The 26452-nt window shown below is 43.2% G+C and carries 31 protein-coding genes and 1 pseudogene; 9 read left to right on the forward strand and 23 right to left on the reverse strand.

What is annotated here, in order from left to right; translation table 11 throughout:
* Positions 1-2: 2 nt before the first annotated feature.
* Both KI742_RS09030 and KI742_RS09035 read right to left on the reverse strand, forming a co-directional pair.
* Entirely contained in the window at positions 3-524 is a 522-nt protein-coding gene (locus KI742_RS09030; RefSeq protein WP_285385962.1) for an RloB domain-containing protein, read from the reverse strand.
* A gap of 9 nt (positions 525-533) precedes the next feature.
* Positions 534-1790 carry an ATP/GTP-binding protein gene (locus KI742_RS09035; RefSeq protein WP_273995159.1) on the reverse strand — a complete coding sequence of 419 codons (1257 nt, stop codon included), beginning with the start codon at positions 1788-1790 and terminating at the stop codon, positions 534-536.
* 299 nt (positions 1791-2089) lie between these two features.
* Between KI742_RS09035 and KI742_RS09040 the strand changes: the two genes are divergently transcribed.
* The gene (locus tag KI742_RS09040) at positions 2090-2716 is read left to right on the forward strand and encodes a DUF2726 domain-containing protein (RefSeq protein WP_285385967.1); all 627 of its coding nucleotides are present in this window, start codon (positions 2090-2092) and stop codon (positions 2714-2716) included.
* Between the two features lie 39 nt (positions 2717-2755).
* Here KI742_RS09040 and KI742_RS09045 read toward each other — a convergent pair whose 3' ends face one another.
* From KI742_RS09045 to KI742_RS09080, 8 genes are all read right to left on the reverse strand, one after another.
* Positions 2756-4108 carry a secretin N-terminal domain-containing protein gene (locus tag KI742_RS09045; protein ID WP_285385970.1) on the reverse strand — a complete coding sequence of 451 codons (1353 nt, stop codon included), beginning with the start codon at positions 4106-4108 and terminating at the stop codon, positions 2756-2758.
* Between the two features lie 17 nt (positions 4109-4125).
* On the reverse strand, positions 4126-5199 hold the full coding sequence (locus tag KI742_RS09050; RefSeq protein ID WP_285386047.1) for a zonular occludens toxin domain-containing protein: 1074 nt from the start codon (positions 5197-5199) through the stop codon (positions 4126-4128).
* Positions 5199-5558 carry a DUF5455 family protein gene (locus KI742_RS09055; protein WP_258670258.1) on the reverse strand — a complete coding sequence of 120 codons (360 nt, stop codon included), beginning with the start codon at positions 5556-5558 and terminating at the stop codon, positions 5199-5201. The genes KI742_RS09050 and KI742_RS09055 overlap by 1 nt, the downstream gene beginning before the upstream one ends.
* Entirely contained in the window at positions 5558-7117 is a 1560-nt protein-coding gene (locus tag KI742_RS09060) for a methyl-accepting chemotaxis protein (RefSeq protein ID WP_285385972.1), read from the reverse strand. The genes KI742_RS09055 and KI742_RS09060 overlap by 1 nt, the downstream gene beginning before the upstream one ends.
* Positions 7118-7226: 109 nt before the next feature.
* Complete coding sequence (locus tag KI742_RS09065; RefSeq protein WP_140104866.1) at positions 7227-7490, reverse strand: major coat protein; 264 nt, start codon at positions 7488-7490, stop codon at positions 7227-7229.
* A gap of 269 nt (positions 7491-7759) precedes the next feature.
* Positions 7760-8065, reverse strand: a complete 306-nt coding sequence (locus KI742_RS09070; RefSeq protein ID WP_012841822.1) for a hypothetical protein — start codon at positions 8063-8065, stop codon at positions 7760-7762.
* An 83-nt stretch (positions 8066-8148) separates the two neighbouring features.
* Positions 8149-10179: a replication endonuclease gene (locus tag KI742_RS09075; RefSeq protein WP_285385973.1), complete on the reverse strand. Its 2031-nt coding sequence runs from the start codon at positions 10177-10179 to the stop codon at positions 8149-8151.
* Positions 10179-10613, reverse strand: coding sequence for a hypothetical protein (locus tag KI742_RS09080; protein WP_213899892.1), 435 nt, complete (start codon positions 10611-10613; stop codon positions 10179-10181). Before KI742_RS09080 ends, KI742_RS09075 begins: the two co-directional genes overlap by 1 nt.
* Before the next feature lie 93 nt (positions 10614-10706).
* On the opposite strand from KI742_RS09080, the pseudogene KI742_RS09085 reads away from it, so the two are divergent.
* From KI742_RS09085 to KI742_RS09095, 3 genes and pseudogenes are all read left to right on the forward strand, one after another.
* Positions 10707-11060, forward strand: a pseudogene (locus tag KI742_RS09085) (DUF3693 domain-containing protein); the annotation flags it as partial.
* Positions 11061-11127: 67 nt separating this feature from the next.
* The gene (locus KI742_RS09090) at positions 11128-11502 is read left to right on the forward strand and encodes a phage protein (protein WP_029851182.1); all 375 of its coding nucleotides are present in this window, start codon (positions 11128-11130) and stop codon (positions 11500-11502) included.
* Between the two features lie 31 nt (positions 11503-11533).
* Positions 11534-11986, forward strand: coding sequence for a hypothetical protein (locus tag KI742_RS09095; RefSeq protein ID WP_086494970.1), 453 nt, complete (start codon positions 11534-11536; stop codon positions 11984-11986).
* A gap of 416 nt (positions 11987-12402) precedes the next feature.
* On the opposite strand, the gene KI742_RS09100 is transcribed toward KI742_RS09095, so the two are convergent.
* The 10 genes from KI742_RS09100 to KI742_RS09145 form a co-directional block, all read right to left on the reverse strand.
* Positions 12403-12648, reverse strand: a complete 246-nt coding sequence (locus tag KI742_RS09100; protein ID WP_086494969.1) for a hypothetical protein — start codon at positions 12646-12648, stop codon at positions 12403-12405.
* Between the two features lie 98 nt (positions 12649-12746).
* The gene (locus KI742_RS09105; protein ID WP_285385979.1) at positions 12747-14174 is read right to left on the reverse strand and encodes a zonular occludens toxin domain-containing protein; all 1428 of its coding nucleotides are present in this window, start codon (positions 14172-14174) and stop codon (positions 12747-12749) included.
* Positions 14175-14179: 5 nt separating this feature from the next.
* The gene (locus tag KI742_RS09110) at positions 14180-14512 is read right to left on the reverse strand and encodes a DUF2523 family protein (protein ID WP_005376274.1); all 333 of its coding nucleotides are present in this window, start codon (positions 14510-14512) and stop codon (positions 14180-14182) included.
* Complete coding sequence (locus tag KI742_RS09115) at positions 14512-15990, reverse strand: chemotaxis protein (protein WP_213916702.1); 1479 nt, start codon at positions 15988-15990, stop codon at positions 14512-14514. The genes KI742_RS09110 and KI742_RS09115 overlap by 1 nt, the downstream gene beginning before the upstream one ends.
* 134 nt (positions 15991-16124) lie before the next feature.
* Positions 16125-16316: a hypothetical protein gene (locus KI742_RS09120; protein WP_031812170.1), complete on the reverse strand. Its 192-nt coding sequence runs from the start codon at positions 16314-16316 to the stop codon at positions 16125-16127.
* 28 nt (positions 16317-16344) lie between these two features.
* Positions 16345-16590 (reverse strand): hypothetical protein, encoded by a 246-nt coding sequence (locus KI742_RS09125; RefSeq protein ID WP_005376279.1) that lies wholly within the window; start codon positions 16588-16590, stop codon positions 16345-16347.
* 2 nt (positions 16591-16592) lie between these two features.
* The gene (locus KI742_RS09130) at positions 16593-16928 is read right to left on the reverse strand and encodes a DUF1293 domain-containing protein (protein ID WP_063518146.1); all 336 of its coding nucleotides are present in this window, start codon (positions 16926-16928) and stop codon (positions 16593-16595) included.
* Complete coding sequence (locus KI742_RS09135; RefSeq protein WP_043048353.1) at positions 16900-18000, reverse strand: replication initiation factor domain-containing protein; 1101 nt, start codon at positions 17998-18000, stop codon at positions 16900-16902. The genes KI742_RS09130 and KI742_RS09135 overlap by 29 nt, the downstream gene beginning before the upstream one ends.
* The gene (locus tag KI742_RS09140) at positions 17990-18190 is read right to left on the reverse strand and encodes a hypothetical protein (RefSeq protein ID WP_043048356.1); all 201 of its coding nucleotides are present in this window, start codon (positions 18188-18190) and stop codon (positions 17990-17992) included. The genes KI742_RS09135 and KI742_RS09140 overlap by 11 nt, the downstream gene beginning before the upstream one ends.
* A 2-nt stretch (positions 18191-18192) precedes the next feature.
* Positions 18193-18768 (reverse strand): 3'-5' exonuclease, encoded by a 576-nt coding sequence (locus tag KI742_RS09145; RefSeq protein ID WP_285385983.1) that lies wholly within the window; start codon positions 18766-18768, stop codon positions 18193-18195.
* A 190-nt stretch (positions 18769-18958) separates the two neighbouring features.
* On the opposite strand from KI742_RS09145, the gene KI742_RS09150 reads away from it, so the two are divergent.
* Positions 18959-19327 (forward strand): DUF3693 domain-containing protein, encoded by a 369-nt coding sequence (locus KI742_RS09150; RefSeq protein WP_021483992.1) that lies wholly within the window; start codon positions 18959-18961, stop codon positions 19325-19327.
* A gap of 239 nt (positions 19328-19566) precedes the next feature.
* Here the strand turns inward: KI742_RS09150 and KI742_RS09155 are convergent, their stop codons facing one another.
* The 3 genes from KI742_RS09155 to KI742_RS09165 form a co-directional block, all read right to left on the reverse strand.
* Positions 19567-21288 (reverse strand): ATP-binding protein, encoded by a 1722-nt coding sequence (locus KI742_RS09155; RefSeq protein WP_005377471.1) that lies wholly within the window; start codon positions 21286-21288, stop codon positions 19567-19569.
* Positions 21278-22459: an FIST signal transduction protein gene (locus tag KI742_RS09160; RefSeq protein ID WP_005389165.1), complete on the reverse strand. Its 1182-nt coding sequence runs from the start codon at positions 22457-22459 to the stop codon at positions 21278-21280. The genes KI742_RS09155 and KI742_RS09160 overlap by 11 nt, the downstream gene beginning before the upstream one ends.
* Positions 22460-22572: 113 nt before the next feature.
* A complete protein-coding gene (locus KI742_RS09165; protein WP_005377473.1) occupies positions 22573-22929 on the reverse strand; it encodes a hypothetical protein in 357 nt (118 codons plus the stop codon).
* A 257-nt stretch (positions 22930-23186) separates the two neighbouring features.
* Here KI742_RS09165 and ccoN point away from each other — a divergent pair, with 257 nt between their 5' ends.
* The 4 genes from ccoN to ccoP are packed head-to-tail and all read left to right on the forward strand — an operon-like array spanning position 23187 to position 26404.
* Entirely contained in the window at positions 23187-24614 is a 1428-nt protein-coding gene (gene ccoN, locus KI742_RS09170) for a cytochrome-c oxidase, cbb3-type subunit I (protein WP_005396488.1), read from the forward strand.
* Positions 24615-24626: 12 nt separating this feature from the next.
* A complete protein-coding gene (gene ccoO / locus KI742_RS09175) occupies positions 24627-25247 on the forward strand; it encodes a cytochrome-c oxidase, cbb3-type subunit II (RefSeq protein WP_005377475.1) in 621 nt (206 codons plus the stop codon).
* A gap of 9 nt (positions 25248-25256) precedes the next feature.
* Positions 25257-25430: a CcoQ/FixQ family Cbb3-type cytochrome c oxidase assembly chaperone gene (locus tag KI742_RS09180; protein WP_005377485.1), complete on the forward strand. Its 174-nt coding sequence runs from the start codon at positions 25257-25259 to the stop codon at positions 25428-25430.
* Positions 25430-26404: a cytochrome-c oxidase, cbb3-type subunit III gene (gene ccoP / locus KI742_RS09185; protein WP_005377487.1), complete on the forward strand. Its 975-nt coding sequence runs from the start codon at positions 25430-25432 to the stop codon at positions 26402-26404. Before KI742_RS09180 ends, ccoP begins: the two co-directional genes overlap by 1 nt.
* The last annotated feature ends 48 nt before the right edge of the window (positions 26405-26452 follow it).

The following is a 26452-nucleotide window of genomic DNA, read 5'->3' on the forward strand; positions in this document are numbered from 1 at the left end:
AACTAAGGCTGGAATAGGCTTTTGACTTCACGGAGCTTTTCTGAAGTTTCTAATGCTTTGTTAATAACTTCTTCAGTAAACAACTTTTCGTAGCTTCTCTTATCTGTTGAAGAACCAGATAACTTCGGTTGCATGAGGCTCTTGCATGATTCATTTGTTGCTGGATGAGGAAGTTTCAGCCCCAAGATCTCAATCATTAGGGCTTCAATGCAAGGGTTAATCCCGACTAATTTAATCCCGCATTTTTCACAGTCTTTTACTTGGCTTTTATCCCAATCAAGATCGAGATCCAGCAAAGCTGCAACTTGCATATTTTTAGCCGTAGCGTTGTAAGTCCCTATAGCATCGCCGATAATATTATTAGGACCTTTTCCATGTGCTGTTTTAATTGTGATTTTTATTTTTTCATGATTAAAAAACTGGCGAAGGTGTGAAAGAAATGCTTTTTCCGTAGGACCTTCTCCAACGATTGTTCTTTGTAATCTTTGGTGACGAGTTGGTTTTTGTTGTTTTTTTCTTGCCATTTAAATCCCTTATTCAAAATTTGGCACGCCACCGAGAACACCGGAAATATATTTTGCGTATAAGTTATCTCTATCACGAATGCCTTCTATTTCGTCAATGCGCCAAACCTCCGACTTGTTATCTACCTTTTCAACCAAATGAACATGCTGTTTTCTTAGTACGTCTAACACTTGGGGTGTATGAGTCGTAAATAACAATTGAGCATTACTTATATTTTCGGATTCATGTTTGAACATTTCTAAAAGTTGCAGCGTCAATAGTGGATTAAAGTCATTATCAAACTCATCCAAGACTGCTAGGCCACCTTGATCTAATTTAGAGGCAATCATTGTTGCCATTATATAAGCTGATTGAGTACCGTTTGATTGCATCCAAAGAGGAAGTCTATGCTCAACACCATCACATTCATGTATGAATGTTGGTAGCTTTTTCATAGATACATCACCAGTAGTGTCATTAATAACTTCTTTCTCCTCAATTATTATATCCTTAATACCGATATCAAAAGACGTAATAAGAGACTTAACTTTATCAAAAAGTTCTGGATCACTTTCTAAAACTTCAGTGACATTGTCTGGAGAAGATAACTCGTTTCTACCATTAAGAAATAGGTTAGTCGTAGTTAAACTAAAATAAGAACTAACTAACTGAACATCAGTTGTACCATTTTCTTTTAATGCATCATCGTCTACAAGTCGACTTATATAAGATATTAATGAGCAATTATCTGGACATTTTGACACTATAGTTGCACTTACAGGGAAATCATGACCTCGCTTGTAAGTATATTTCTCAGTCTCTGAATTGTACTCTCTCAAAAATACACGATTGAACAACTTCGTTTCATGATTTTTATATTTCAGTTCTTCGTATAGAACTCGTTTCCTTGTAACAATGAAGCTATAACGATACTCAAAGTCCATATCCATGTTTGCATCGTTATGTCTTTTAGGCACAACAAATTCAACCTCAAACTCGAATGGCTCCTCTTTTGAAGAAAAATGAGTAATGATAGGAATAAGTTGCTTGGCATCCATCTTCTTGAAAGAATTTGTGACAAACCAAGCTGCAAACGACAATGGTTTCAACAAGTTTGATTTACCTGCGCCATTTGCTCCGAAAACACACATAACTTTAGAAATACGTGAATTGTACTGTGTTTCATAATCGAAGTATGAATGAGCGGCTTTTTTTGAAACTTCTAGGTCTACGAAAGTATCATCGTAGTAGGACTGGAAGTTCTTAAAACGATAATTTTTTATCATTTAACTACCTTTGTGACGTTTTTTTGTCTCTAATTGGCTCTAATGTAGTCTTGCAAGCAGTGTTAGTAAAGCGAATAGGCTTTTTTTTTACATAAATTTTGTAAATGGGAGCAAAGTATACAACTGTGACCATAATTAGGTATGGCGATTTTGGGCAGAGGTAAACTAGAGGGGCTTGTTGTCGAGGAATTTACCCCCGTAATACATTACGGGGGCGCATAAAAGCTGATTTCAATAACACACCGAACAAAAACGATATGCTACCATGCACTCATTTTTTTATGAGTGAGGAACGGAAAGTGCCTGAATTACTGATACTTATATCCTTAGCGTGTATTGTGTATCTATTCACAAAAAAGAGTAAGAAACCTAAACATAGGCTTAACGAATGGGAACAAGGTGCAGCAGTTAGAAGACCGAACAGCATACATTCTTTTGAACCTAAAGTTGTAGAACAGAACCCAAAGATAGTCGAAGTACCTTTTCCAAACACCAACAATAAGACCAATTCTGTACCTCACAAGAAAAGTACATATTTGGCCACCAAGACAGAGCGCAGATTCTATAAAGTGTTGCAGGAGCTTATACCTGATGAATACGTGATTCATAGCCAAGTTTCATTGATGGCGTTAGTTCAACCGACCAACTTTAAAGACAATTCTCGAACTTGGGCGAAAAGAATGGACTACGTGATAACGGATAGAGACACAAAAGTATTGGCGGTGATAGAGCTAGATGATTCATCTCATAGGCAGAAGAAGAGACAAGAACGAGACATATACGTAAACAATGCACTTAACGGACACCATCCGTTGCTTAGGTTTGAAGCTAGAAGTTCTTATGACAAAACACATATCGCAACCGTATTAGAACGTGACACGATAATAAAGTGTAGAGAATTGGAAAGCGTATTACAGTACAGCTAAAGCAGAGCCGAACAGCAATTGTTCGGCTTTCTTTCTAACTCAAAGTATCGTGGTTCTTATCGTTACTTTAAGCTCTTTATCTACCGTATTGGTCTTTTCTGACCGGAATAGAGCACCAAGCAAAGGCACATCCATCAAGACAGGTACACCGCTTACCGAGTCGCGCTGTTCTTGGGAAATCAAGCCCCCTAAAGAGATCGTTTGGCGGTCTTTGACCTTGACCACGGTTTGCAGTGTTCGCGTATTGGTAATGATGTCGGATGCGATAGAGGAATCCGTCACCGAGTCGGATTTTTGCATTATCTGAAGCACAACATGATCACCAATCACATGAGGCACTACCTCAAGTGACACACCCACATCCTTACGCTCAATTTGCTGGACTCGATTACCGCCGTCAGTTACCTCAGACGAAGTAAGGAACGGCACGTTCTGACCAACCGTGATGTAACCGCGCTCCCTGTCCATAATGAACATGTTTGGACGCGATAAGAGCTTAGTATTCTGATTCTTTGATACGGCTTTGATAAGCGCGTTAAAATCACCGCCCTCATAGAACAGCAGGTTATCAACGGCTTTCTTGATTGCGGTCGGTTGCGAAACAAAGCCAGCTTCACTCAGTGCCAAGTCCATATTCACACCGACTTCTTGAGAATCACCGAGCTCAGTTTCGGTAATCACCGCCTCGATAAAGACTTGCTTTTGTGGTCTATCAATCCCTTTGATGAGCACATCAATGTGCTTCAATTGGTTCTCAGAGCCAGTCACGATAATGCTGTTTGTAGTCGGCAGTACCTCAACCTTGTAATTCTTAATCGCTTTGTTGCTCAGTGTTTGATTCTGAGTTGCAGCAAGCATCGAGGAAATCAAATCAACGACCTTGGTATTTCGGACATTCTCAAAGAAGTACAACTTCACTTGAGAGGGTTCGAACGTCTCCACTTTGTTCGCGTCAGCAATGATGGTAAAAACGCCGTGGTCATGAGTAAGCTCGTAACCATGCGCACGAAGTACCGAAAGGAAAAAGGCAGGATAGTCCTCATCTTTCAAATCCGGTGCGGTAAAGCTGACCTCACCAGTGACACCATGACCGAGCACAACTGTGTTTCCAGTGTGAACCGAGAACCACGATGCAAAGTCTCCAATCGGTGTGTTCTTTGCCTCAAAAGGTGCAGAGCTTGCGGCAAAAGAAGTCGAGCTGAGCAGGGTGCACGCGAGCAATAAAGCGGCGATGCTGGATGTGGAAAAGTTGGAACAAGCCGTTGTTTGTTTCTCAACTTTACCACAGCGCATGATGAGTAATGAGCGCGCAAGCAGTGAGCCTCCGGCGCAATAAAATTCTTTTTGGTTTTTTGAAAGAAAAGCTGTGAGTTTTGCGATTATCCATGACATAAAGCGCACCTTTTTCCCTAGCACATGACTTTGAATGATTGACCGTTGCCACTCACCGTAATGGAGCAAGAGCCGTTAGATTGAGCCGTAAAGCCTTTTGCGTATAGTTGCGACGACGACAGACGTACATCGTCCTTAACCAACACAAAAGACGGGGCAACGTTTGGGGGATTCATTGACGATTCGATTCGATAGCCGTCGAGCAAGTCACTCAATGACTCACGAGGCACCGCTGTTTGAGCCGTTTCGGGTTCTGTCGACATGTTCGGCGTGCCAACTAAGGTGAACACCGCAAACGAGACGGCGACACCTGCCGCAAACACACTGAATCGAGAGTATTTACGGAGATAGATTTTCGTAATGCGCATGATATTTCTCAACGTATACGGGACAGTGTAACGTCCGTGGGTATAGTAGGGCGGCAATACTGAATAAACGCCGTCCTCATAGTTGTTTCTAAACATCTGCTTAGTGTCGTAAGAGCTGTATAAGTCTGTACCCCAGAGCATCCATTTATCGACGGTGAGCGAGTTTGCGTTATCACCATACTTCACGATGCCAACGTGCAACTTAGGCATTTTCAACTTGAGTTGACCAAGCGTCAGAACGGATACCGCAGTGGAGACGATAGGGACTTGAAGACGGTCTAAACGGCGACAAAACACGGTGTGTTCAGCCAGTGCGAGACGCGCTTGCTTATCAACAATCGAAATGTCTTGAACAATGAAAATGACATCCCATCCAAGCTTTCGAATATGCAAAAGGTGATCAATTAACTTTTGTCGATTCTTGTCGTTCCACGTGCGCGAGTTAAACCACGTTCCGCACTCATCGAGCACAATCAAGCCGTCTTTTTTGGTGTCATAGCTCTTGTTTGCCGAGCCAATCACCATCAAATCTTCTACCTGAGGCTTGTCCGGCAGACGATAAAGGCGAGTATTGCGCTTGTTGCGTCCAAGCATTTCTTTCAAGTTGATATCGAGGTTTGTCGCCACAGGCACACCGCGCATAAATGCCTCGCGAATCTTACCGACTGCCGTTAGTGTTTTACCTGAGCCGAGCTTACCCGTAACAAAGTAGACCGATGCCATTACGCCGCCCTCACAATCGCGTAGAACTTCCACTCCCACACCCAACGAAGCAGACGCGCAGAGTAAATCGCACTGACACAAGGCACGGCGTTATTAGGGATGAACATACCCGCTGCTTGTGACCACATTGGAGGCGCAACATAAGACAGACCCATTGCAAGGGTGTAAATTGCCAAGGTGAGGGTGACGGTCAAGCCGATTAGCAGCGTTAAAATGACCAAGTTAATCGTGACGTTTCGTGCTTTCGCAATGAAGAACCAACCAAATAACGCTGTCGCTATCTGAGAGATAAAGGCAACCAGAGCAGGGAGGCGCAACGCCGTCCCAATGGTGCTGACAATTGGTAATAGCTGAATCATTAGTAATATCTCCCCGAACCTGGCTTGTTACTTGGTACAGGCGTGACCTCAGTCAGCAGGATTTCAACAAGCGTCTTAATCGTGTAGATGTAAATCAGAATTGAGATGATCATTTTGAGTTTCTGCGAAAACTCACAAGAAATAGAAGCGCGACCACCGCCAAGCGTAGGCAAGGATAGATTCATGCAGGGCGTAGGCTTAGGTAACACACTCAAAAACGAATCCGATATGGCATTAATATGCCCCTCAGACTCCGCCGTCAGATTCTTCTCAATCAAATTGTTAGCCGCATCGGTCACGGTCTTTTCATAGGAATTCATCGCACCGGACACGGCTTTATCCGCTTGAGTCAGCACATCACCGACATAATCCGAACCTAAACCATGAGGGTTTTCACAATAGTTGTTTTCCTCGGTAGGCTCACAAGGCTTGAGGTCGTCGAGCTTATCCGATAGCTCTGCAAATCCATCAGCGTTAGTGGTTTGCAAATCATCGAGTCCCTTTACCACCTCACCAACAGAATTGGTGTTTCGATTGACCGCGGTCGTGATGTCACCGTTAGCTTGCTGAATCAGCGCCTTAGTGTTTTCGTAAATCTTGTTGTCGTTGATTTGCTGCTTCTGAATCGCTTGGGTGTTAGTCACCATTGACGCATTGAGCGCAATGATTTGGTTTTGAATATCAGCGCTCGATTGATTGAGGTCGACGTTGAGTGCGTTAAGTGCCTTGTTCACATCCGAGTTAAGCCCTTTAATCGCACTGACAACGCCCTTATCGGTTGATTCATCCGTGTCAGGGTCTTCGACTTCTGGCTCCGCGTCAGTGTCCGGTGGGTTAACCGTATTGGTTGAGCCGTCAGGCAGTACGCTAGGGTCTTCGATGTCGCTCGTTGGGTCGTCAGGGTCGTGAATTGGATCATCGGGAATAATAGGGGTGTCAGGACCATCTTTACCCCAAAACAGCGTACCACCCTCACACTGATTACCAGTGAATTGAAAATTACCGTGGCATCGAGTGTTTTGAGTGAACTCGCCGGAGTCGACATCGGTACAAAGCGTAGTGTCATTTGGAATACGCTCAAGTTCACAACGGGTTGCGCCAAAATCGCCATAACATGCCCCCGTAACTTGCTCACCATAAACATAAGCCGACCAGTGAAGTGATTGTTTGTCATCAATGGATTGCTTGAACTGACAGGCATCCATACAAGAACCGTCAGGGTTTTCGCCATATTCACAGACCGATTTACAACGTAAGGTTGAGGGATCAAATTCGCTATTTTCTGGACAACGAACCTCAGAATAAGAAAGACCGAGCCCATTATCACAAACCGTTTGATAGGGATCGCGAGCATTAGCATATGATGTCTTCTCAAATGTGCATGAGTCGAAATACCCAGTATCCAAAAAACAAGTATTCACCTTGTAAGGGTCAACCCAATCACCTTGAGAGCCACAACCCCTCATTTGCATATGACTAATACGTGCTTCTAAAGCATACGTATGACTACTAGCACATAGAATAATAAGGGCGATAAAAAAACGCAGATAGTGATTCATTGTATAAAACCAAGAAAAAAGGGAGCATGAGCCCCCTTATCCGTTGATTAGTGAGTATTGATGCCACTCACAAAGCCGTGGGGGGTGGTGTATAAAACAATCGTTAGAATTACGTTGCTTTGTTTGCACCTTTCTTGAATAGCTTGATGCCGATGAAGCCAACCGTTAGTGGAACAGCGATTGTCCAAGTAGAGGCGAGCATGTCAGTAACAAACGTGCTTAAATCAGCGAATGCTTGCGCTGCCTGATCTGGCAATGCTGCATGTGCTCCAGATGCAGCCATGAGAAGTGCACCACCAAATGTCGCACGTTTTGTTGTTACTACTGCGCCAGACTTAGCCATTGCTGCGCGTACTTTGCTTTGCTTTTCCATAGTCTTATTTCCTATGTGTTGTTTATGAAGAAGTTGAAACCTCAGCCGCTTTCTTGAATCCAAGAATGTGGAAACCAATCGAGAAGCCAAGGATAAATGCTGCCCCAAAACAGCCGAGCATGAACTCTATTGACAGCATTTATCTTTGCCCTCCGACCATCCAACCGAGCGCAACTAACAAGAAGCAAATGCCTAAGAACACCATCAACTGAAAGTTATCGAGTCGAGCCATTAGCTCTGAAAATTGCGTCTCGGTCATGATTTAGCCCTTACTTCTCGTTTAATTGAGGTAGGGCGTAGAGGTGGAAACCGTCGATAGAGACGTGTTTACCCTCATCGTTACCAAAGCTGAATTTCTTGTGTTCCACATCAAACATCATGCGATTGCCCACACAGCGCTTGAGTAGTTCGCCAGCCTTGCCGTTTTCCCAAAGCTCAGGAGACACGCGCACTTCAATAGTGTCTGTCGGGTTGGTCGTAATGAGACGCAGCTTGCCGTTTTGCTTTTGTTCGCCGTTACGGTCTGTTTTGGTTTCTTGAACGATGTCCGAAGCATCTAGAATTAAACCTTCCATTCTCATAGTGTTTTGCCCTTATTTTTACGTTGTTGGTTAGTTGAAAATTGAAATGACAGTTATTGACACAAGTCCAAGGGAAATTAATGCATCATGTCGGGCGGGGCTGCGCCCACCCAACACGACGCATTAATTTCCTGAGGGTCGGTGAGCAACAGCGCTTCCATTTCGTCATAGAGCGCTAGGTGTTTTTCGTATTGCTCGTAAAGGTCGTCATACATACGCTCGTATTCTTTTTCACGTTCTAGCGCGTCGAAGTAATCGACCACGTTAGACATGATGCCTTGTTGAGCACGGATGAATTGTTGCTTGTTCTCGGTCTTCCAAGTACGGAAGCGAGTCGCGATAAAAATCTTATGGAACATCAAGCCATTCAAACGTGCTTGAGCCATATCACCGTAGCGAGTCGATGAGTATTCACCGCCCGAAGCAATCAGTTTTTCGATAGAGGTTGAAACGGAATATTCCGCTTTTACTGGTTGGTCTTTGCGCTTAACAAACACGCCGCCCATTGCGTAACAAAACGCTTTCCAGTCGCCCTCATCAGCAGAGCGGCGAACCTTTTCTAATAGAAAGTGTTCGTCTTGAGATAAATCTGTAAACAAAGCATCGTCCTCTTTGAATTCATCACGAAGACGACGAAGCTCACGCCATACCGTGACAGATGGACCACCAATAAATTGAAATTGACGAATTTGATTCACACGCGCCCAAGTTACGACACGTTCCGCCGCATCCGAGCCAGACAAAGACGAACCTTTGTCTGAATCAATGTGCTGACCGTCGATGTTTTTGCTTAGGTACTTAGCGACATAACCAACGGCTGAACCTTGCGACCAGTCGATAACTTCGGCTTTGAAACGGGCTTTCTTTGCACCTTTTTCGTCAGGAGAGTCAGCCATAGCAAGACGACGAAACTCAGACGTCACAAATTTGCGTGCGGATTTCTCCATGAACAGCAACAAGTGGTGATGCGGAGTGCCGTCTTGGTGAGGCTCGACAATGCGCATCCCGTAAACCTTGATTTTGCTCTTATCAATCGACTTACGAAGATTTGCCCAAACGCCCATTAGATAAGCGTGAGCCGCTTTCGCATCAGGCTTGCCAGCCTCAAGCCATTTCGGGTTGATGTCGCCTTTAGAAACAGAGTGAAAACGAGACGGAGCCGTCACAGTGAAGAACACCGCATCGTGATTCGATTCTTGAGCGATTTCCTCAAAGCCACGCAGACGAACGAACATTTCAGCGCGGCGAATCTCAGCGTTAGAAACCGACTTAGCCGATAACTCACTGAGTGTGAAGTAGTTAGACGGGTCAGCCTCATCGTAAGCAATCGTGTTTTCTAGCGCGATGCGGTTAGACGTATTGCGATCACGTTGACGGTTTAGAGAAAAATCCGAGCAGTAAACTTGCTTACGGCGTTGAACAAGCGCTAAATCACGCGCAACACATTCAACCTCGTAAGCACATTTACGGCGCAGTTGACGAACAAGCCAATGCTCATCAAGCGCACGGTTCACCAATGCGAAAAGTTCACAGTTGTTTTCTGCGTATTGAATTTGCTCAGGTGAGAATGCCAAGCCTAATGAATCAAGAAGCTGACATGCTTTATCAAAACGCGCTTGTGATTCTTCAAGCGGAATTGCACTTAACACGCGAGAAAAGTCGCGTGATTTGCGCTTGGCTAGATTGGTAATTTGCTCATCTGACATCGCGTAGCTGTAGCCGTGCTCAGTCAAACGGTCGTGAGCGTCATTAACTGCGCGTACAGCTTCTAAAGCGTTGCGTGTTTTCAGGATGTCGGTGTAAGCGCGTGTCATGTGTCGAGCGAAGTCGCCGTTACGGTGTAATGATTTCGGCAAATCCAAGCAAGGGTTAGAAGTAGGGCGCTCAATAAAATCTGACAGGTCGTGTGAGTAGATTGGCGCACTCATTGCCGACTTCACAGCCGACGGAATGAAATCCTCAGGCGTTGTGAATCTGTGGTCGACGTACTCAAAACGATGGTCGAATAAGTTGTCAGGAATGTGCTCACATGAAGCCCAAGAATGGACAGGAACAAAATCAATCCATTCTTGTTTGCCTGATGCCAAATCAATAACAAGTTCACGCATTATTGAGCCTCCATATCTTGGAGAACTTTTTGACAAGGATTGATAGAAAAGTGACGGCAAAACTGCTTATAGCAGTCAATATCATCAAAACGGAACTCAACAGAATTCTTATCAAAACTAACCGCAGGAAAGCGATTTGGGTAAATAGAAACAACAGAATGGAAGATTGTTTGAGGCTCAAAAACACTATGAACCGTAACAGCACAGGCATTAAAAGTATGGCAAACAGCAAACCAACACTCAGAGGTAGTTTCGTTAAAACCAAACTCGATACCATCGCAAGCGATGATGTGATCACAATCTAGCTTATGATAATCAAACATTTTTAAACAACCACCTTGACTAGTTGAGAGAGCGACCGCCAAAGCCAAGCGCGAAAGCGTCAAGGGCAAACGCCCAGAGCTAAGGCGGTCTGATACTGATTGAATAACCAAATTTGGTTAGTAGCCTAATCACCAAAATTGGTTAGCGCAAGACACCAAAAATGGTGATTGATAAGCTAAACTGACGGAAACGGAGGAAGCGGTATGTATCAGAACAAACTATTAGATGCCTACAAAAAGGCTCAAAGTTACGTACAAGACAAACAAATTGCAGCGGATATGAATGTGCCGCCGCAGAGAATCAGTGATTTCCGCAAAGGAAAGCGTTATATGACTGATACACAAGCAATTTTTCTTGCAGAGCAATCAGGTTTAGACCCTGAGATTGCATTGTTGGGTTGTCACGCTGATCGCAATGATAATCCGCAGATAAAAGCAGTATGGGAAGGGATTGCAAAAAAGTTTAATGGGCTTGGATTATCAGGTATTTCAATGGCTTGTGCCGGATTGGCTTTAGTGATTGCAAGTCCACAGGAACCACTATTACAGTGCGCATTATGCGACGTTATGTTGAATAATGTTTCATATCAATTACATATACACCCTTTTGATTATCAGGGTATATATGACGAACTTTCGAAAAATGAGCAAGAATTACGTTTTTCGTGAATTTGAGTGTGGTTTAAGCGTAGAAGAAGCAGCAAAACTATGTTTTAAAAGTGTGAGGGTGGTCAAATTATGGGATTCGGGAAAGCCCATACCACCTGAATGCAAACGACTGATGAGAATGACCAAGGGGAGGGAACTAGCCACCTCAGAAGCTTGGGAAAATTTCAAAATGCATAAAGACACGCTTGAACTACCCACAGGACAACTAGTTACACCCCAAGAGATCCTAACTGGAATAGCTTTACTTGAAATTCAATCACCTAGTGACACAGAAACGCTTACAAGACTCGTTAAATATGCTAGATGTATAGCCGGACTTAAAAGGCAATAAATTTCATATAACAAGCGTCAAGGGCTTATAAATGAAAAAAATACTATTACTAGCGGTGAGTTTATCTACGCCTTGCTATGCAGGATTTAGTGGCACATCAGGTCAGAGTTCAGCAAGTGGGTCATATTTCAAAACTGAATATACGATAAGTGACAGAGCACAATTTCACATAGGTTGTGGCATTGGAACAGATAAGAAAGCTTTCTCCATGATAGGGTTGAAACATCCTAGCTTTTACTCTTGGCATGGAGTTTCAAACATACAATTAAAAGTAGATGGAGGAAATAGTATCTCGATCAAAGGAGGCTCTAAAGAATATGACGACATGTATTATTCAAGGAACCCGCCAAAAGAACTATTTCAGCAAATTGTAAGTGGTAAATCAGTCGAGGTGAGCTTCTTTAATGGAAAACGTAGGGTGACTTTTTCCCTAGCCGGAAGTAAGAAGGTTTATACAAAGTTATGGAAAGAATGCGGGTTATAACTCGCTAACGCTCAAACACTGGTGCGCTACGCTTGCAGGTAGTCTAGGTCAGTGCAAGGCCTTAAGTTACGGGGGAATTTACCCCCGTGATACAGAACGGGGGTTTGCCCTCCGCTGCGCTCCTCCTCCTCAGTCTTCGTCGTCGTCACTTATTGTCGGGCAACCGCCAAATAGAAGAATCAATCTCGACACTCGATTGATTTAGAGAACTATGGGAAAAGATGAGATAGAGCCGACACTTGGGAGTGCCCTGGGCGTTTTGAATGGTCTAGCAGGAAAGGAGGGCGGCAGAACCCAAGTGAGTTTGGGTTGCTAACCGCGCCGATTAAGTGGGGAGGCTATCTTTAGTTAAGTGGGCGGCTTGGTGCCCCGTCGTCGCTCCGCAACTCCTTATCCCTTCGGGGAGGATGACGAAACTAGCGTGCAAAAGAACGAAGACCGTCAAGAGCGTCAAGATAATCACCGACAGCCTCCGAACTTCGATAAAGCTCATCACGAAGCTTCTTGTTTTTATTACACTCAGCTAAATAAAGCTCTTTGAACTTCAAGGCATCGTAGCCGCCTTTCAAAAGAGCCTTACTCATTGTTGAAGTCCCAGTTTGTTCTTTAAGTCGTGAGAGCATTTCCTCATGCTCTTGAATATCTCGAATTGTAATTGCCATCATTTCACCTAGCTGCAGCTGATTACTTGGTTTAATTATGATAGCAAAAAATTCTCTCGAGTCCTGGCACCGGTTCGCATTTTGATAGCAAAATCAACTTACATCAAAAAAGAGTTTTCACTCATCGCTTGACCTCGTAGAGAGCCAATGCTGGCGACATCCGTCTGAATGGAATCTACATCACGACCACCACGGTCATTAGTGGATGGCTCACACGTTATCAGGCTTTTAAGCTCACCTTGCTTGAGGACCATTAAGCATTCGTCCAATAGCTCAAATTGAACATCCACGGCATCGAGATAGCGCTTATTGATTGAATAAAGCCCATCGTCGGTATAGGCGTTAATCACAACATCAAAGTTAGCCGTTCTCAAGTTGATACCGTTTTTCTGTTTAATGATCGTCTTCTTATGAAAACCAGACAGATAAGCAGATTGAAGTCCCTCAAAATAGAGAACATCCGTTACAGGAACAAAAGGAGAGCCGCTTTGCTGACTACTCGAATTAACAGTCCCACCGCTAGGTAAAACAGAATCCCCTTGAGCAGACGTCGAAGCCCGTCCAGCCGGAACAGATTCCAAATTTTGGCTGTTAGTTTTCGTCTCAAGTTCATCTGTTGAAACCTGACTTTCATCTTCAGTAAGTAAATCCATAGCGCCATAAATAAAATACACCGGACAAGCAATCATTAAGAACAAGGCTAGAAAGAATTTCGGAGAACGAAACAGCGTATTCAAGCCACCTGATTTAGTAGCCGCACCCGTACCCGTAGACTTATAAAGCAGGTGCGCTTCCAAGGGGATTTTTTGAGGGAATAGGTTTGCGTCTTTCTTTTGAGGAATGACTGGCTTAGTCACATTGGTAGGATGTTTATATATCCACGGTTTACGCTTAGCAAAGAAAAAACCATCCCTATTTTTGTGAAAGAAAGCTTGCTCAGCACACGCCTTGATTGAGCTATCTATCTGCTGCCAGTCGGGAGAGAGCAACTCAATATCCCAGTTGTATTTTCGATGACGCATAAAGCCCTCGTTATAAGTTAACGGGTAGATTATGCGGCCATTTTCGTCGTATTCAGCCACGCCTAAATCGTCTATCTCGCACGATTGCAACGTACTCAAATCGACAGGAACGTGGCGAGAATCGAAAAACTCCTTATAACCTTTAGGTAGGTTTGGAAGAAATTCTTCTAAAGGGCGGTATTTAATTTTTCGACCATCGAAGCCGATGTTTTTAGAAAAGATATCCTGACACTCATCAATAACAATGAGCGCGTTAAGAGGGCACCAACAGAAGAAATGCTGCCAGAGTTCAATACCAATTTCAGAGCGCGAGAAAATACGAATCAACTTAGCAGATGAAGGGAATTTAATATTCAAGCGCTTTTCAATTTCTTCTAAGGGCTGCATACCCTCAAAGTTGGTCACAACCACACGACCAGCCTTAAGGGCAGGGAGAATAACAAACCACGCCGTGTAAGCGGATTTATAAGAACCATTGCCACCCGTTCTGATACTAATCGCCATTGTTGTTACCTCGACATTCTCATTACAAGTGCAGTAGTGGCGCAATTGGCATAAATAGCCATCCCATCAGGCACTTTAAATAATATCCCCCAATAACGAAGTTCAGAGGGGAGCAAGTTAAACAAATCAGAAAATAGGGAGCTAAAACCAATCTCATCTAATAATGTTGTAGCCACCAAATAAGAGATACGCAGAAACTCAATCATCACCATGAATTTCATTTTTATCCACCATGCTTGGAGCCACACAAAAGCCGCATCAAAATAGCTACCTGCATTACTGAAATAGTTAAGAATGGTCTCACCCATATTGGTGATGTATTGAAAAAACTCATACATTAGAAAGCCCCTCCGATTGCTCTTATCCCTAACAAGCCAAATACAAACAAAACCACCGCCCCGATGATTCCTGCGTTATCCTGTAACGCTGCCATAACTGCATTCTGTTGACGGACTACATTTCCGCGAACCGTGAGTTCGATGTTATGAGCGTTGTAATCACCGCCGTTAACATCAGACGTAAAATTGAAGTAGGCGCGGTACTGGTTTAGCAAATCCTTATACTCATTTTTAAGGACAGTAATTTCAGCGTTTAAGTTGTGTAATTGGGTAGCTGAATAAAGGGGAACAACGGCACCGCCACCGCCACCATCAACCATAGGTTTACCTAACCCCTCAATAGCATCGACCACATCACCAAAGCCCTTTTGGTTAGTTGATTCCAAGTCATCAAGGTCATTGGATAGCTGACCAAAGCCGTTGTTTAAAAGGTTGTTTGCAGACGTAAGCAAGCCGTTGGTTTTATTACCAATACCAGACAACATATCTGACTGCCCTTTGATAGCGTTAGCCACATGGTTTGCATTATCGACAACCGTATCGGTATTCAAATCAACAGAAGCCTTGAGAGCATCCAGAGCGGATTTTGTTTCAACTTGGTTTTTATTCATGTCGTTATTGATACCAGTTAGCTGAGAGTTAACATCCTTATTCATCGCCTTAATAGCCGCTAGAGTATCACTAGTATTATCAACATCCGGTTCAGGTTTATCAGGGTCAGTAGAACCACCACCGCCACCGCCAGATGGTTTATCAGGGTCGCCTAAATCACCACCCGTTGGAGGGTCGATATCAGTATCACCCGAACATTCCGGCCAGTTTGGGGAAAAGATGGTGCAAGATTCAGGTGGAGGGACGTCACACCAATTGTTTTCTGGCGTACAGCACATACCGTATTCTGGATTCCAATCAGGATGATTTTCATCACATTTGTTTTCATCGTCCAAACATGCAGGAAATGAAGGGGAACCCGGCTCACAACTCTCAGGAGGAGGAGCATCACAAAACATATCTAAAGATTCTGTTGCATCAGAGCAGGAAACATCAGGAGAAAAACCATTACCCATTTGATAACAGGCTTGTCTAAAGTCGTCCATTTGTTGAATTGTGTCAGGCCTCTCACAGAAAGGAGGAGGAGGAATCTGACATTCATTGTCTATTAATTCCTGACCATCTGGACAGATATTAGAATCAAAATAATAGAAACTCGCAATATTAGACGGACGGCTTGAACCAGTCTCCTTACACTTACCAACTCCATAAGTGCCAGAATAAGAAAAATAACAATCGTAATACTTTATATAGTCAGGCTCACCGTTAGGAACCGTATTATTCCAAGTATCCTTTACATAAGAGTCAACGGCGGATGCTGTAGGGAAGCGCTTGTTAGTACCGTGATGGTTCCAATAACCCGCAAAAGCACTAAACGAAACACTCAGCAAAATAACCAGTGACGCAATGCTTTGTTTAATACTCATTTGTATTCCTTATAAAAAAATAACGCCCCACTAGGAGGCGTTAATACCAGACTTAAAACCCCCAACGAATCCACCGAACATCGAGAGAGCGAAAAGTAGGGTGAGTATGGCGGTTAACGTCTCTTGCATAGTGATTACGAACGCATCGCGCCAATCATCATACGAAGACCAAAACCGATAGCCGCTAGACCAATCAGACCAACCACAACTAGCGTGTAGTTTGCTTGACCTTCAGTAACAGCCGTACCGATAGCCGCAGAGTGGTCAGCAGCGAAAGTAGAGCCAGACGCTACCGCAGTAGCCAAAAGAACAGATAGTTTTTTCATAGGAATATCTCCAAAAGGTTTTACAGGATTAGGCTTTACCAAGCCCTTTAACGATTCGTCCGAGCACGTGACCGGACACAAAAGAGAGCAGCAAATAACCTGTTATCTCAGCGTAAAATGCTGCATCAATATCAAACTCCAAGTTTGCGCGAGTCGCCATCAACTGATAGTCGTCATTACTCACCACTACGAACGTGCAATTGGCTAACGGCTCGTAGGGGAAAGCTTTAATCGTTCCATCAGTGAGGATTTCCGCACAGACTGAGAGAGTCATAATTATTTAAGGCTCGCTTGAAAGTGTTTTTTAATATCGTCATCAAGCGGGATGAGTTCCTTAACTTGAATATCAAGAGGGTCATCAATATTCACATCAAAGCGAAGTTCATATTCGCGATTAGGCACAAACGCTCTGGTGTTGATTAACTGGTTTGCGTACTCCAGATTGATGCGAATTGGTTGTTTGTTAAAAGGAATATCAGTGTTTAAACCGATACCACGCTGTTGAAACTTCTCAACGTCAACTTCTTCAACCGTACGAAGAACTGAAAGCTCCGCGAACTCCATACCCGATTTCGGGAACTTCTTAATAACTACTGCTGTAATTGTTGGCATAGCCTTGACTCTCCAAAGTTAAGGATTTGAGATGAGCGTAAGCGTCCGGTACGCCTAGCTCGTTAAAATTTGTTCGTCTGTATTTTTCAGGAATAAGCATTCCAAACGCTTCCCCTAAGTCACCCTCAGTCATCGCAATGACCTCAGATAACGCTTTACCGCACTGGCGACGAGCCCAAGCGATACGAGAGAAAAACTCCAAACCTTGAGCCTTTTTGTTCTTGGAAAACTTGACTGGTTCAGACGGTTCAATACTGGCGGCAAAATCACAGAGACCAGCAAAAGCCGAAGCAGGAGAGGCGAGCATATCGACGTCGCACTTTTTCAGTTCAACTTCATTTCGATACCAAATGACCTCAGGGTCAGTAATTTTTTGCTCCAACTTTTTGTTGTAAATGCGCCAATAAACGGTTGAAGAACGTGAACCTACTATCGTTGCTTCTTCCATTAACTCACCAGATTCAGTAATGCGCTTATGTGGAACCATTGAAGGACCACGACCACGCTTAGCCGTACGAAACGCACCGTTGTAAAAACATATTTCTGCATAGCCACAGTCAAAAACTCCCGTGTAATCATCGACAGCCAAGTCAAGACGGGCGAGGCGAGTAACACCAAGCACCGTAGCTAACCAGAAATGTATTTTCTTATGAGTGGTGTAATCAAAAAGCTTGGTACAGCCAGTACCGTTGATTTGGACGAATACCGTGTCATTGTTGCCACCAATACCAACCAAGCCACATTCAACGGTTCCCGTCTTATCAAGAATCACCATCGAATCTTGATAGCCATGCAAGCCACGGCCACGCATAGGCGACAAACGGAAACCGAAAATCTTTGACATGAATTCATCAAAGCGATGCGAGAGCACTTTACGAACCTTGTCTTTATGACGCTCCATTGCGCTTTCAATGGCATCTGGAGTGCTAGAAGTAGGTTGACGAAACTCAGGCATCTGCAAGTTAATGAAATCTTGGTCATTAGACTTATCAAGATGGCGTAAATCACCGTAGTTAAACGTAAAAGCCAAGTGGTCAATTTTGACTGGGCGTGTTTCATCTTTAAATTGCATGAAAGACCCCCTTTAATAGCAATTCGTTGTAATTTTCATCTGTAATTTCAACCAGTTGATAAGCATCGTTGCCGTAATGGATGTGTAAAAACTGGTTGAATTCAGCTTGATTTTTAAAGAAATGGTGACCCCAAGGAAAATACACATTGATTCCGATTTGGGGTTCATCATCGAAATAAATGGAATCCATGATTACGCCTCTAATTTCGCGTTAACAGCATGAATAAGACGTCGAGTCATTTCGCAATCAGCTAAAGCTCGATGAGCCGCTAAATCTGACACATCCACATTTTGTTGAAAGCATGCGTTAGTTAGAGACTGCCACTTGTAGTTTTCATGGTAGTCATTCCAGTCACCGTAAAACTCCGCGTACCAAAGCATTGCGCACTGAGGAACGCAGAATTTGAGTAACATTTCTTGAACTGATGCGACATAAGCGTCGTTACAGTGCTTTTGTAGTGACTGGATGATAAGGCGCGTATCAAAATCTGAGTTGTAGATGATGATTGGACGACCATTGAGAAGTGGGAGAAAACGAGTTGAAAACACCATATGAAAATCAGATGCGTTTTTGACATCTTCGTTTGTGATGCCATGGATAGCCGTTGCATCCACAGGGATAGAGCACGTTGGTTTTACCAACTCATTGACAATAACTTTACCAGTCTCTGCACAGATAGCAGTGAACTCGACAATCTCTGCATTGGAACCAAGACCCGTAGTTTCAGTATCGAGAATAATCGCGTTTTTCGTTTTGAGCTTTTTCATGGCCAACCACCTTGACTAGTTGAGTGTGAGAGCGACCGCCAAAGCCAAGACGTAAGCGTCAAGGGCAAACGCCCCAAGCTAAGGCGGTCATAATTACGATTTGTCGTAAGTGTAATTGCGGATTTTCGTAATTACTAGATGCGAATTTCCGTAACTACTAAGCTAAAATCAAGAAAACGGAGGTAGTCCCATGTATCAAAGTGAGCTGTTAGATGCCTACAAAAAGGCGAAAAACTACGTACAAGACAAGCAAATCGCACACGATTTGAATGTAAACGCGTCCAGAATCAGCGAAATGAGAAAAGGAAGACGCTATATATCTGATTCAGAAGCAGTTTTTCTAGCGGAGAATTCAGGAATTGACCCAGAGATAGCTTTGTTGGGATGTCACGCTGATCGCAACGAAAATCCACACATAAAAGGAATGTGGGAAAACATTGCAAAAAAGTTTAACGGGCTAGGATTATCAAGTATTTCAATGGTTTGTGGCATGTTTGCGTTGTGGCTTGGCGACCTTAAAGTAGCTATAGCTAAGTGCGCATTATATGTGTTATGTTAAATATGTAGGGTTTTTAGTTAGGTTCATAAACAGGTCTGTTTCAATCACTTACCCTGCTTTCCAATCACTTGCCTATTGTGAGTTATAGGTCTACGCTAACTTCATGTGTTGGTGCTTCTAGGTTTTTGTTAGGTTCATAAGAGTATGCATATTTAACAGTATTCTGATTTACCATAAAATACTTAATATAGATCTTAATAATCTATCGATTGTTAAGATCTATATTAACGCCTTTTTACTTATTGAAATGACTGTATAGCTTCAAAGATATCTTGTCTTCTAACTGGCTTGGAAATGAATCCGTCCATACCGGCATCCAGGCATTTATCTCTATCGCTTTCTAGCGCATGTGCAGTTAACGCTATAATTGGGGTCCTGAGACCTTTATCTCGAATAAGTCTTGTTGCGGTAATTCCATCCATCACTGGCATCGAGACATCCATGAGAATCAAATCGATTAAATCCTCATTCTCTTCTAAAAATGTTAATGCCTCTGCTCCATGGCTTGCGATATGAACATTATGGCCAAGCTTATTTAAGATAAGCTTTATTACGAACTGATTCGATTCAGTATCTTCTACGACGAGAAGCTCCATTGCTTTTGTCGGTTGATTGGTTTCGATTCTAACTGGACGATTTTGATTACAACGAGTCAAAACTGGAATCGAAATCGTAAAGGTTGAACCAACATGCTCATCACTTTTAACGGCAATCTTTCCACGCATCATTTCGACTAAATGCTTGGTTATTGCGAGCCCCAGTCCTGTACCACCGAAGCGTCTCGTGATGGAACGGTCTCCTTGATGAAATGCCGTAAACAAGTGCTCTTGCTTTGCTTTAGATATACCAATTCCAGTGTCAGATATTGAGATCACAAGTTCAGCATCTTGCTCAGATACAGAAACTTTTACTTCACCTTCGTCTGTAAACTTTATTGCATTCCCTATTAGATTAAACAGAATTTGAGATAACCGCGTGGAGTCAATCCAAAATTGTTTGTCATTAGTGACAGTACAGTTGAGCTTGAATTTAAGATTTTTCTTCTTAGCTATTTGTTTTTGCTGAGAAATAACAAAAGTGACAGTGTCTCTTAAGTTAATCCATTGTTCATTGAGCTGAAAGCGACCTGACTCGATTTTAGAAAGATCAAGAATGTCACTGATTATCGCGAGAAGTAACTCTGCAGAGCACTCCATTTGGCTCAAAGCATCAATTTGTTCTTCTGACAAGGTTGATTGCTTCAGTATATCTAGCATTCCAAGAACGGAATTTAAAGGGGTTCTTATTTCATGACTCATCATCGCTAAGAACTCCGACTTAGACCGGTTCGCAAGCTCTGCTTCTTCTCTTGCTTTAGCGAGCTGAGTTGTTCTTACTTCAACGATACGTTGTAACTTCTCTTTGGTCTCGATATCAATGACCGCCCTTTCAATTAAGGGACGAAACCGCCTCAAGGTTTCCTTATTCTCTATGCTAAAGTGCCCTTTCTGAGCTCCAATAAGTAGGATTACGGTTTGCGTTACTTCTGAACGTATACCAGTTAAAACGACCGAGTTTACATGGCTTTTTATAAAGCTGTTTAAGTTAACAAACTCAGCGAGTTTATCTGGCTCGAACAGTAGAATGCATTCACCATTGAGAGCTCTTTGATAGGTGTTACCGTGTAACCAGGATACATTATCAAATACGCTATTAGTTGATATCAATGTCTTGAAGGGATATCGTTCACCATCACGAGTCAGTACAATAAAATCATCGAAGTTGATGTACTTTTTGAGGACATTGTTTAATCCCGTAAATATCTCATGCCGATTCTTTGCCTCACTCATCGCAGATATCGCGGAAAGAATGGCCTTGTTTTCATCGGCGAGTAGTCGTTCTCTTTGTCTAGCCTGCTTTAGCTCAACTAACGCTTCTTGAAGCGCTTCCTGTTGATATATGTCTAAGTATTTATCTTTCATAAGGTTTATGGAATATAGCCGATGAAATCATCAGGTTTCCATGTCCATTCTCACCACCAATAAATCTACCTTGCTCGCCGAAAGTAAAAGGGCAAATAAAAGGCAAATGTTCTAGTTCTTGGTTAATTTGTTCACAAACGCTATTCATGTCTTGCATTAAGTGCAACATGGGACCTGCGCAAAAGATATTTATCACTCCAATTTTTCGAGACTCTTCTAATTTTTGGTTAAAAGCGGCATTGACGACTTTTGCAGCGCGCGCAACGAGATGCTCACGACTTCCTTTCATTAATGTGAGTTCGTCACCCTCTTCTATTCGTGTAAACAACTCGATTCCACCATCTTGCGTCTCACGGATCGGATGGGATAACTTGTAATATGGGCGATCATAGAGATGACCTGCGATCCGCCCTAATGGATAAGCACTCGAGTTTGTAAACAGCATATTATCTTTACCTACTTGGTTATCCTGGTGATTTGTCCACCTTCTATAAACATTGAGCGCAGGTTCGTTATCAATTTCAAGTAAGCATCTATCGTTGGTCTTGGTTGCAACACCTTTGATATTAGTTGGTGTATGTCCAGCGCTAAAAGCGATATCAACAGGTTGAGAGGAGTAAAAGAGAGTTAAGCTTAAACCTGAAGTTTGAGAGCCTTGGGCGGTTATCACAGACCATTTCCCAGCGATGTTATTATCAGCGGCCGAACCACCAATAATTGGAATTAGAGTTCCAAATCTTTCATCTATAGACGCAATGATTGATTCCTCTTGCCCTGGTGTGGCATGAAGTAGAATTAAGTTTGGTACCTCTCCTACACGGTTAGCGCTCTCAAGGGCCATATCCAAAGCCTTGGTGACGCTGTCACCTGAGTTGTGATTAGAAATACCAGTACCATAAGCATGAGGACCTGTATCATAAACAGCAAGTGCCGCAATTACTGGGCCTGTATGAAAGCCCTGATCTGTCATTACGGCTTGACATGAACTGGCTCCATGAAAAGGCACACCAGGAAAATGCGCAAGAAACGCTTCTCGAATCAACTCGAAATTGTATTCTTCCGTGTAGTAACACATCACGTAAGACAAGTTCTGTTGTGTCAATTCGGACCTGAGCGTTTTTATCGCTGAGTCTTCATCTTTAATATGAGTAAAAACTGATTGGCAATGCATACGATTTTATAATTGGATATCACTCTGCTGTTATACCATTCCAACCAATTTTCTCTAGGTAAGAAGGTGTTAATTTCATTAATAAGTTACGATTATCTCGTGATAGATCGTATTTATAATTGAACTACAACAATGTTTTCACCTTTTTTAAAGGTGATTTTTTTCGATTCAGGCATGATGTCCCATTCTACTGACTTATGCTTTTCGTTGAGATTGATAAAATTACCAGATTGATTTAGATCAATTTTTAGAGTGCTACTTTCTGTCGTTTCGAGCGAAATTCCCATTGAGTCACGATTAATCGTGATTATTTCTCCTTCAATTGTTACATCGCATCGTTCTTTTTGTGAACAGTCAACGCTATTAACACTCTCGTGTGTAAAGGTACGCCAGAAAAATGCGCCTATTAAAACACTGAGCATGATTAAGATTTGTGCAAGTCGCGCCTTTGTTAACTTTTGTGCAGGCATAATTACTAATATCCTTGTTACAAACTTCAAACTTTTTAAATAAAAAATGATTTCCAGAGGTCCAGTAAGGTTACTACCCTGTCATTGAATTGTTAATTCAAGTATAGTGTCACGCTGAAAATGCCACTTTTTATTAAAGTCAGCAATGGAAATAAGGTGATGATAACACTTGAATTCTAGAGTTTACTTGGGTGGTGTTACGACGCAAGTCGTGTTGGAAGTAAAAGTGTAGTTAATTAGAAATTGGAAGCATGCAAATGAGCCAAGTAAAGCAGCTTGAACAAAACTACAACTATACAGTCGTTCGCCAATTTACCCTTGTGACCATTTTATGGGGCATAGTTGGTATGGCTGTTGGTGTTTTGATTGCCGCTCAATTAGTTTGGCCACAGCTAAACTTTGATACGCCGTGGTTGACGTACAGTCGCTTACGTCCACTGCATACTAATGCGGTAATTTTTGCGTTTGGTACCAGTGCTCTGTTCGCAACGTCTTATTATGTTGTACAGCGCACATGTCAAACACGTCTTTTTGGTGGCCCACTCGTTGCCTTCACCTTTTGGGGTTGGCAAGCAATCATCCTGGCAGCAGCCATTACTTTGCCTCTCGGTTTAACATCGGGTAAAGAGTATGCTGAGCTAGAATGGCCTATTGATATCGCAATTGCGCTAGTATGGGTATCATATGCGGTGGTGTTCTTCGGCACACTAGTGAAGCGAAACACGTCACATATTTATGTGGCAAACTGGTTCTTCGGTGCCTTTATTATCACAGTAGCAGTACTTCACATCGTGAACAGCATGGCTATTCCTGTGTCACTTGGTAAATCTTACTCGATTTACTCGGGCGCAGTGGATGCGATGGTTCAGTGGTGGTATGGACACAATGCGGTAGGTTTCCTACTGACCGCTGGTTTCCTAGGTATGATGTACTACTTCGTTCCTAAACAAGCTGAACGTCCTGTTTATTCTTACCGTCTATCTATCGTTCACTTCTGGGCACTTATTTCTCTATATATTTGGGCAGGCCCTCACCACCTTCATTATACAGCGCTACCAGACTGGACTCAGTCTCTAGGTATGGTTATGTCGCTGGTTCTATTTGCTCCTTCTTGGGGTGGTATGATCAACGGTATTATGACGTTATCTGGTGCATGGCATAAGCTTCGTTATGACCCTATCCTACGTTTCCTAATCGTTTCACTGTCGTTCTACGGTATGTCTACCTTTGAAGGCCCGATGATGTCGATTAAGACGGTTAACGCACTTTCTCACTACACAGACTGGACCATTGGTCACGTTCACTCTGGTGCGTTAGGTTGGGTTGCGATGGTTTCTATCGGCTCTGTATATCACTTGGTACCTCGCCTATTTGGCCAAGAGCGTATGTACTCTGTTGGTCTAGTTAATGTGCATTTCTGGCTAGCAACAATCGGTACCGTTCTTTACATCGTTGCGATGTGGATCTCTGGTGTAATGCAAGGTCTTATGTGGCGCGCGGTTAACTCTGACGGTACGCTAACTTACAGTTTTGTTGAATCTGTAGAAGCGTCTTATCCGTTCTACTTTGTACGTTTCCTAGGCGGATTTATCTTCCTATCTGGTATGTTCCTAATGGCATACAACACGTACAAAACGGTAAGTGCACCTAAAGAAAGCCTAAAAGCTATCCCACATCCGGCATAAGGAGATTTAAGAATGAGTAATAATTCTAATAATCGCCATGAAATCTTAGAACGTAATGTCGGTTTGTTGGCTATTTTTATCGTGTTTGCTATCAGTTGGGGTGCTCTTGTAGAGATCACTCCTCTGATTTTCCAAAAGCAAACGACTGAACCTGTAGAAAATCTGCGCGCTTACACTCCTTTGGAGATGGAAGGCCGTGATATCTACATCCGTGAAGGTTGTAACGTCTGTCACAGCCAGATGGTTCGTCCTTTCCGCTCAGAGACTGAACGCTACGGTCACTACTCTGTTGCTGGTGAGAGTGTTTGGGAACACCCATTCCTTTGGGGCTCTAAGCGTACAGGCCCGGATTTAGCTCGTGTTGGTGGTCGTTATTCTGACGAATGGCACCGTGTTCACCTGTTAGATCCTCGTGAGCTTGTACCCGAGTCAAACATGCCAGGTTTCCCATGGCTAGCTGAAAACGTTTTAGACGGTAAGCTAACTCAGAAGAAACTTGAGCTATTTCGTGATCAGTTCGGCGTTCCATACACTGATGAAGAGATCGCGAATTCGGCTAAAGAAGTAGAAGGTAAAACAGAGATGGATGCAATCATCGCTTACCTTCAGTCTCTTGGTCATGCAATGAAGTAAGGGGATCATATGGATTTCGGTACAATTCATAGTATTTATACCGTTGTACTCTTCGCTAGTTTTATTGGCATCGTATGGTGGGCATTTAGTAAAAAGCGTAAAGCACGCTTTGAAGAAGATGCCAACTTGGTGTTTGCTGACGAAGAACAAAAGACCCCTAATAACCAAGGAGTGAAGAAGTAATGACTACATTCTGGAGTCTCTGGATTATCGTGATTACTGTCGGTACGCTAGTAGGCTGTGCGATTCTCCTGACTTGGTGCGCTAAAGATAAAATGGGCGTCGAGGAAGGGGAAGACATGGGCCACGAGTACGATGGTATTCGCGAGCTAAACAACCCTCTACCAAAGTGGTGGACTTACCTGTTTGTAAGCACATTTGTGTTCGCAGCAGTTTACCTTGCCCTATTCCCAGGTCTAGGTAGCTTCAAGGGCTTTTTAAACTGGCAGAGTTCGGCTCAAACCGTTCGCTCACTAGAAGAGTCAAAAGAAGCCATCGCTGCAGCACAAGAGAACAAGCAACTAAACCAATATGCAAAAGAACTGGATGATGCCGACGCTTACTTCGGCGAAGCATTCCGTAAACTTGCGCACAATGACAGTGGTCTACGCCCAATTCCTGAAATTGCGCAAGATCCTGAAGCATTAAAAGTTGGTCAGCGTTTGTTTTTGCAAAACTGTTCTCAATGCCATGGCTCTGATGCACGTGGTCAGAAAGGCTTCCCTAACCTGACTGATGATGCATGGCTATATGGTGGCGAGCCAGCAGCGATCGTTACAACCATCATGCACGGCCGTATTGGTCAAATGCCAGCATGGAAAGATGCCCTTGGTGAGCAAGGTGTTCAAGAAGTTGTAAGTTACACACTTAGTTTATCTGGTCGTAAAGTAAATGCTCGTGAAGCCGCGGCAGGTAAAGCACGCTTCGTAGTGTGTGCAGCTTGTCATGGTACCGATGGTAAGGGTAACCCTGCAGTCGGTGCGCCTGACCTTACAGACCAAGACTGGTTATTTGGTGACTCTCGTGCAGCTGTAACCGAAACCGTAATGAACGGACGCTCAGGCGTAATGCCTGCGTGGAAAGACATTTTGGGTGAAGATAAAGTTCAGCTCGTTGCCTCATATGTCTGGAGTTTAAGTAACTCAGAGAGTAAGTAACTGAGATATTACGTAACATAGCAATAACAGCCCCTTTCATAGGGGCTG

Origin of the sequence: Vibrio sp. D417a (assembly GCF_030248595.1) — a bacterium.
Classification (GTDB): domain Bacteria; phylum Pseudomonadota; class Gammaproteobacteria; order Enterobacterales; family Vibrionaceae; genus Vibrio; species Vibrio alginolyticus.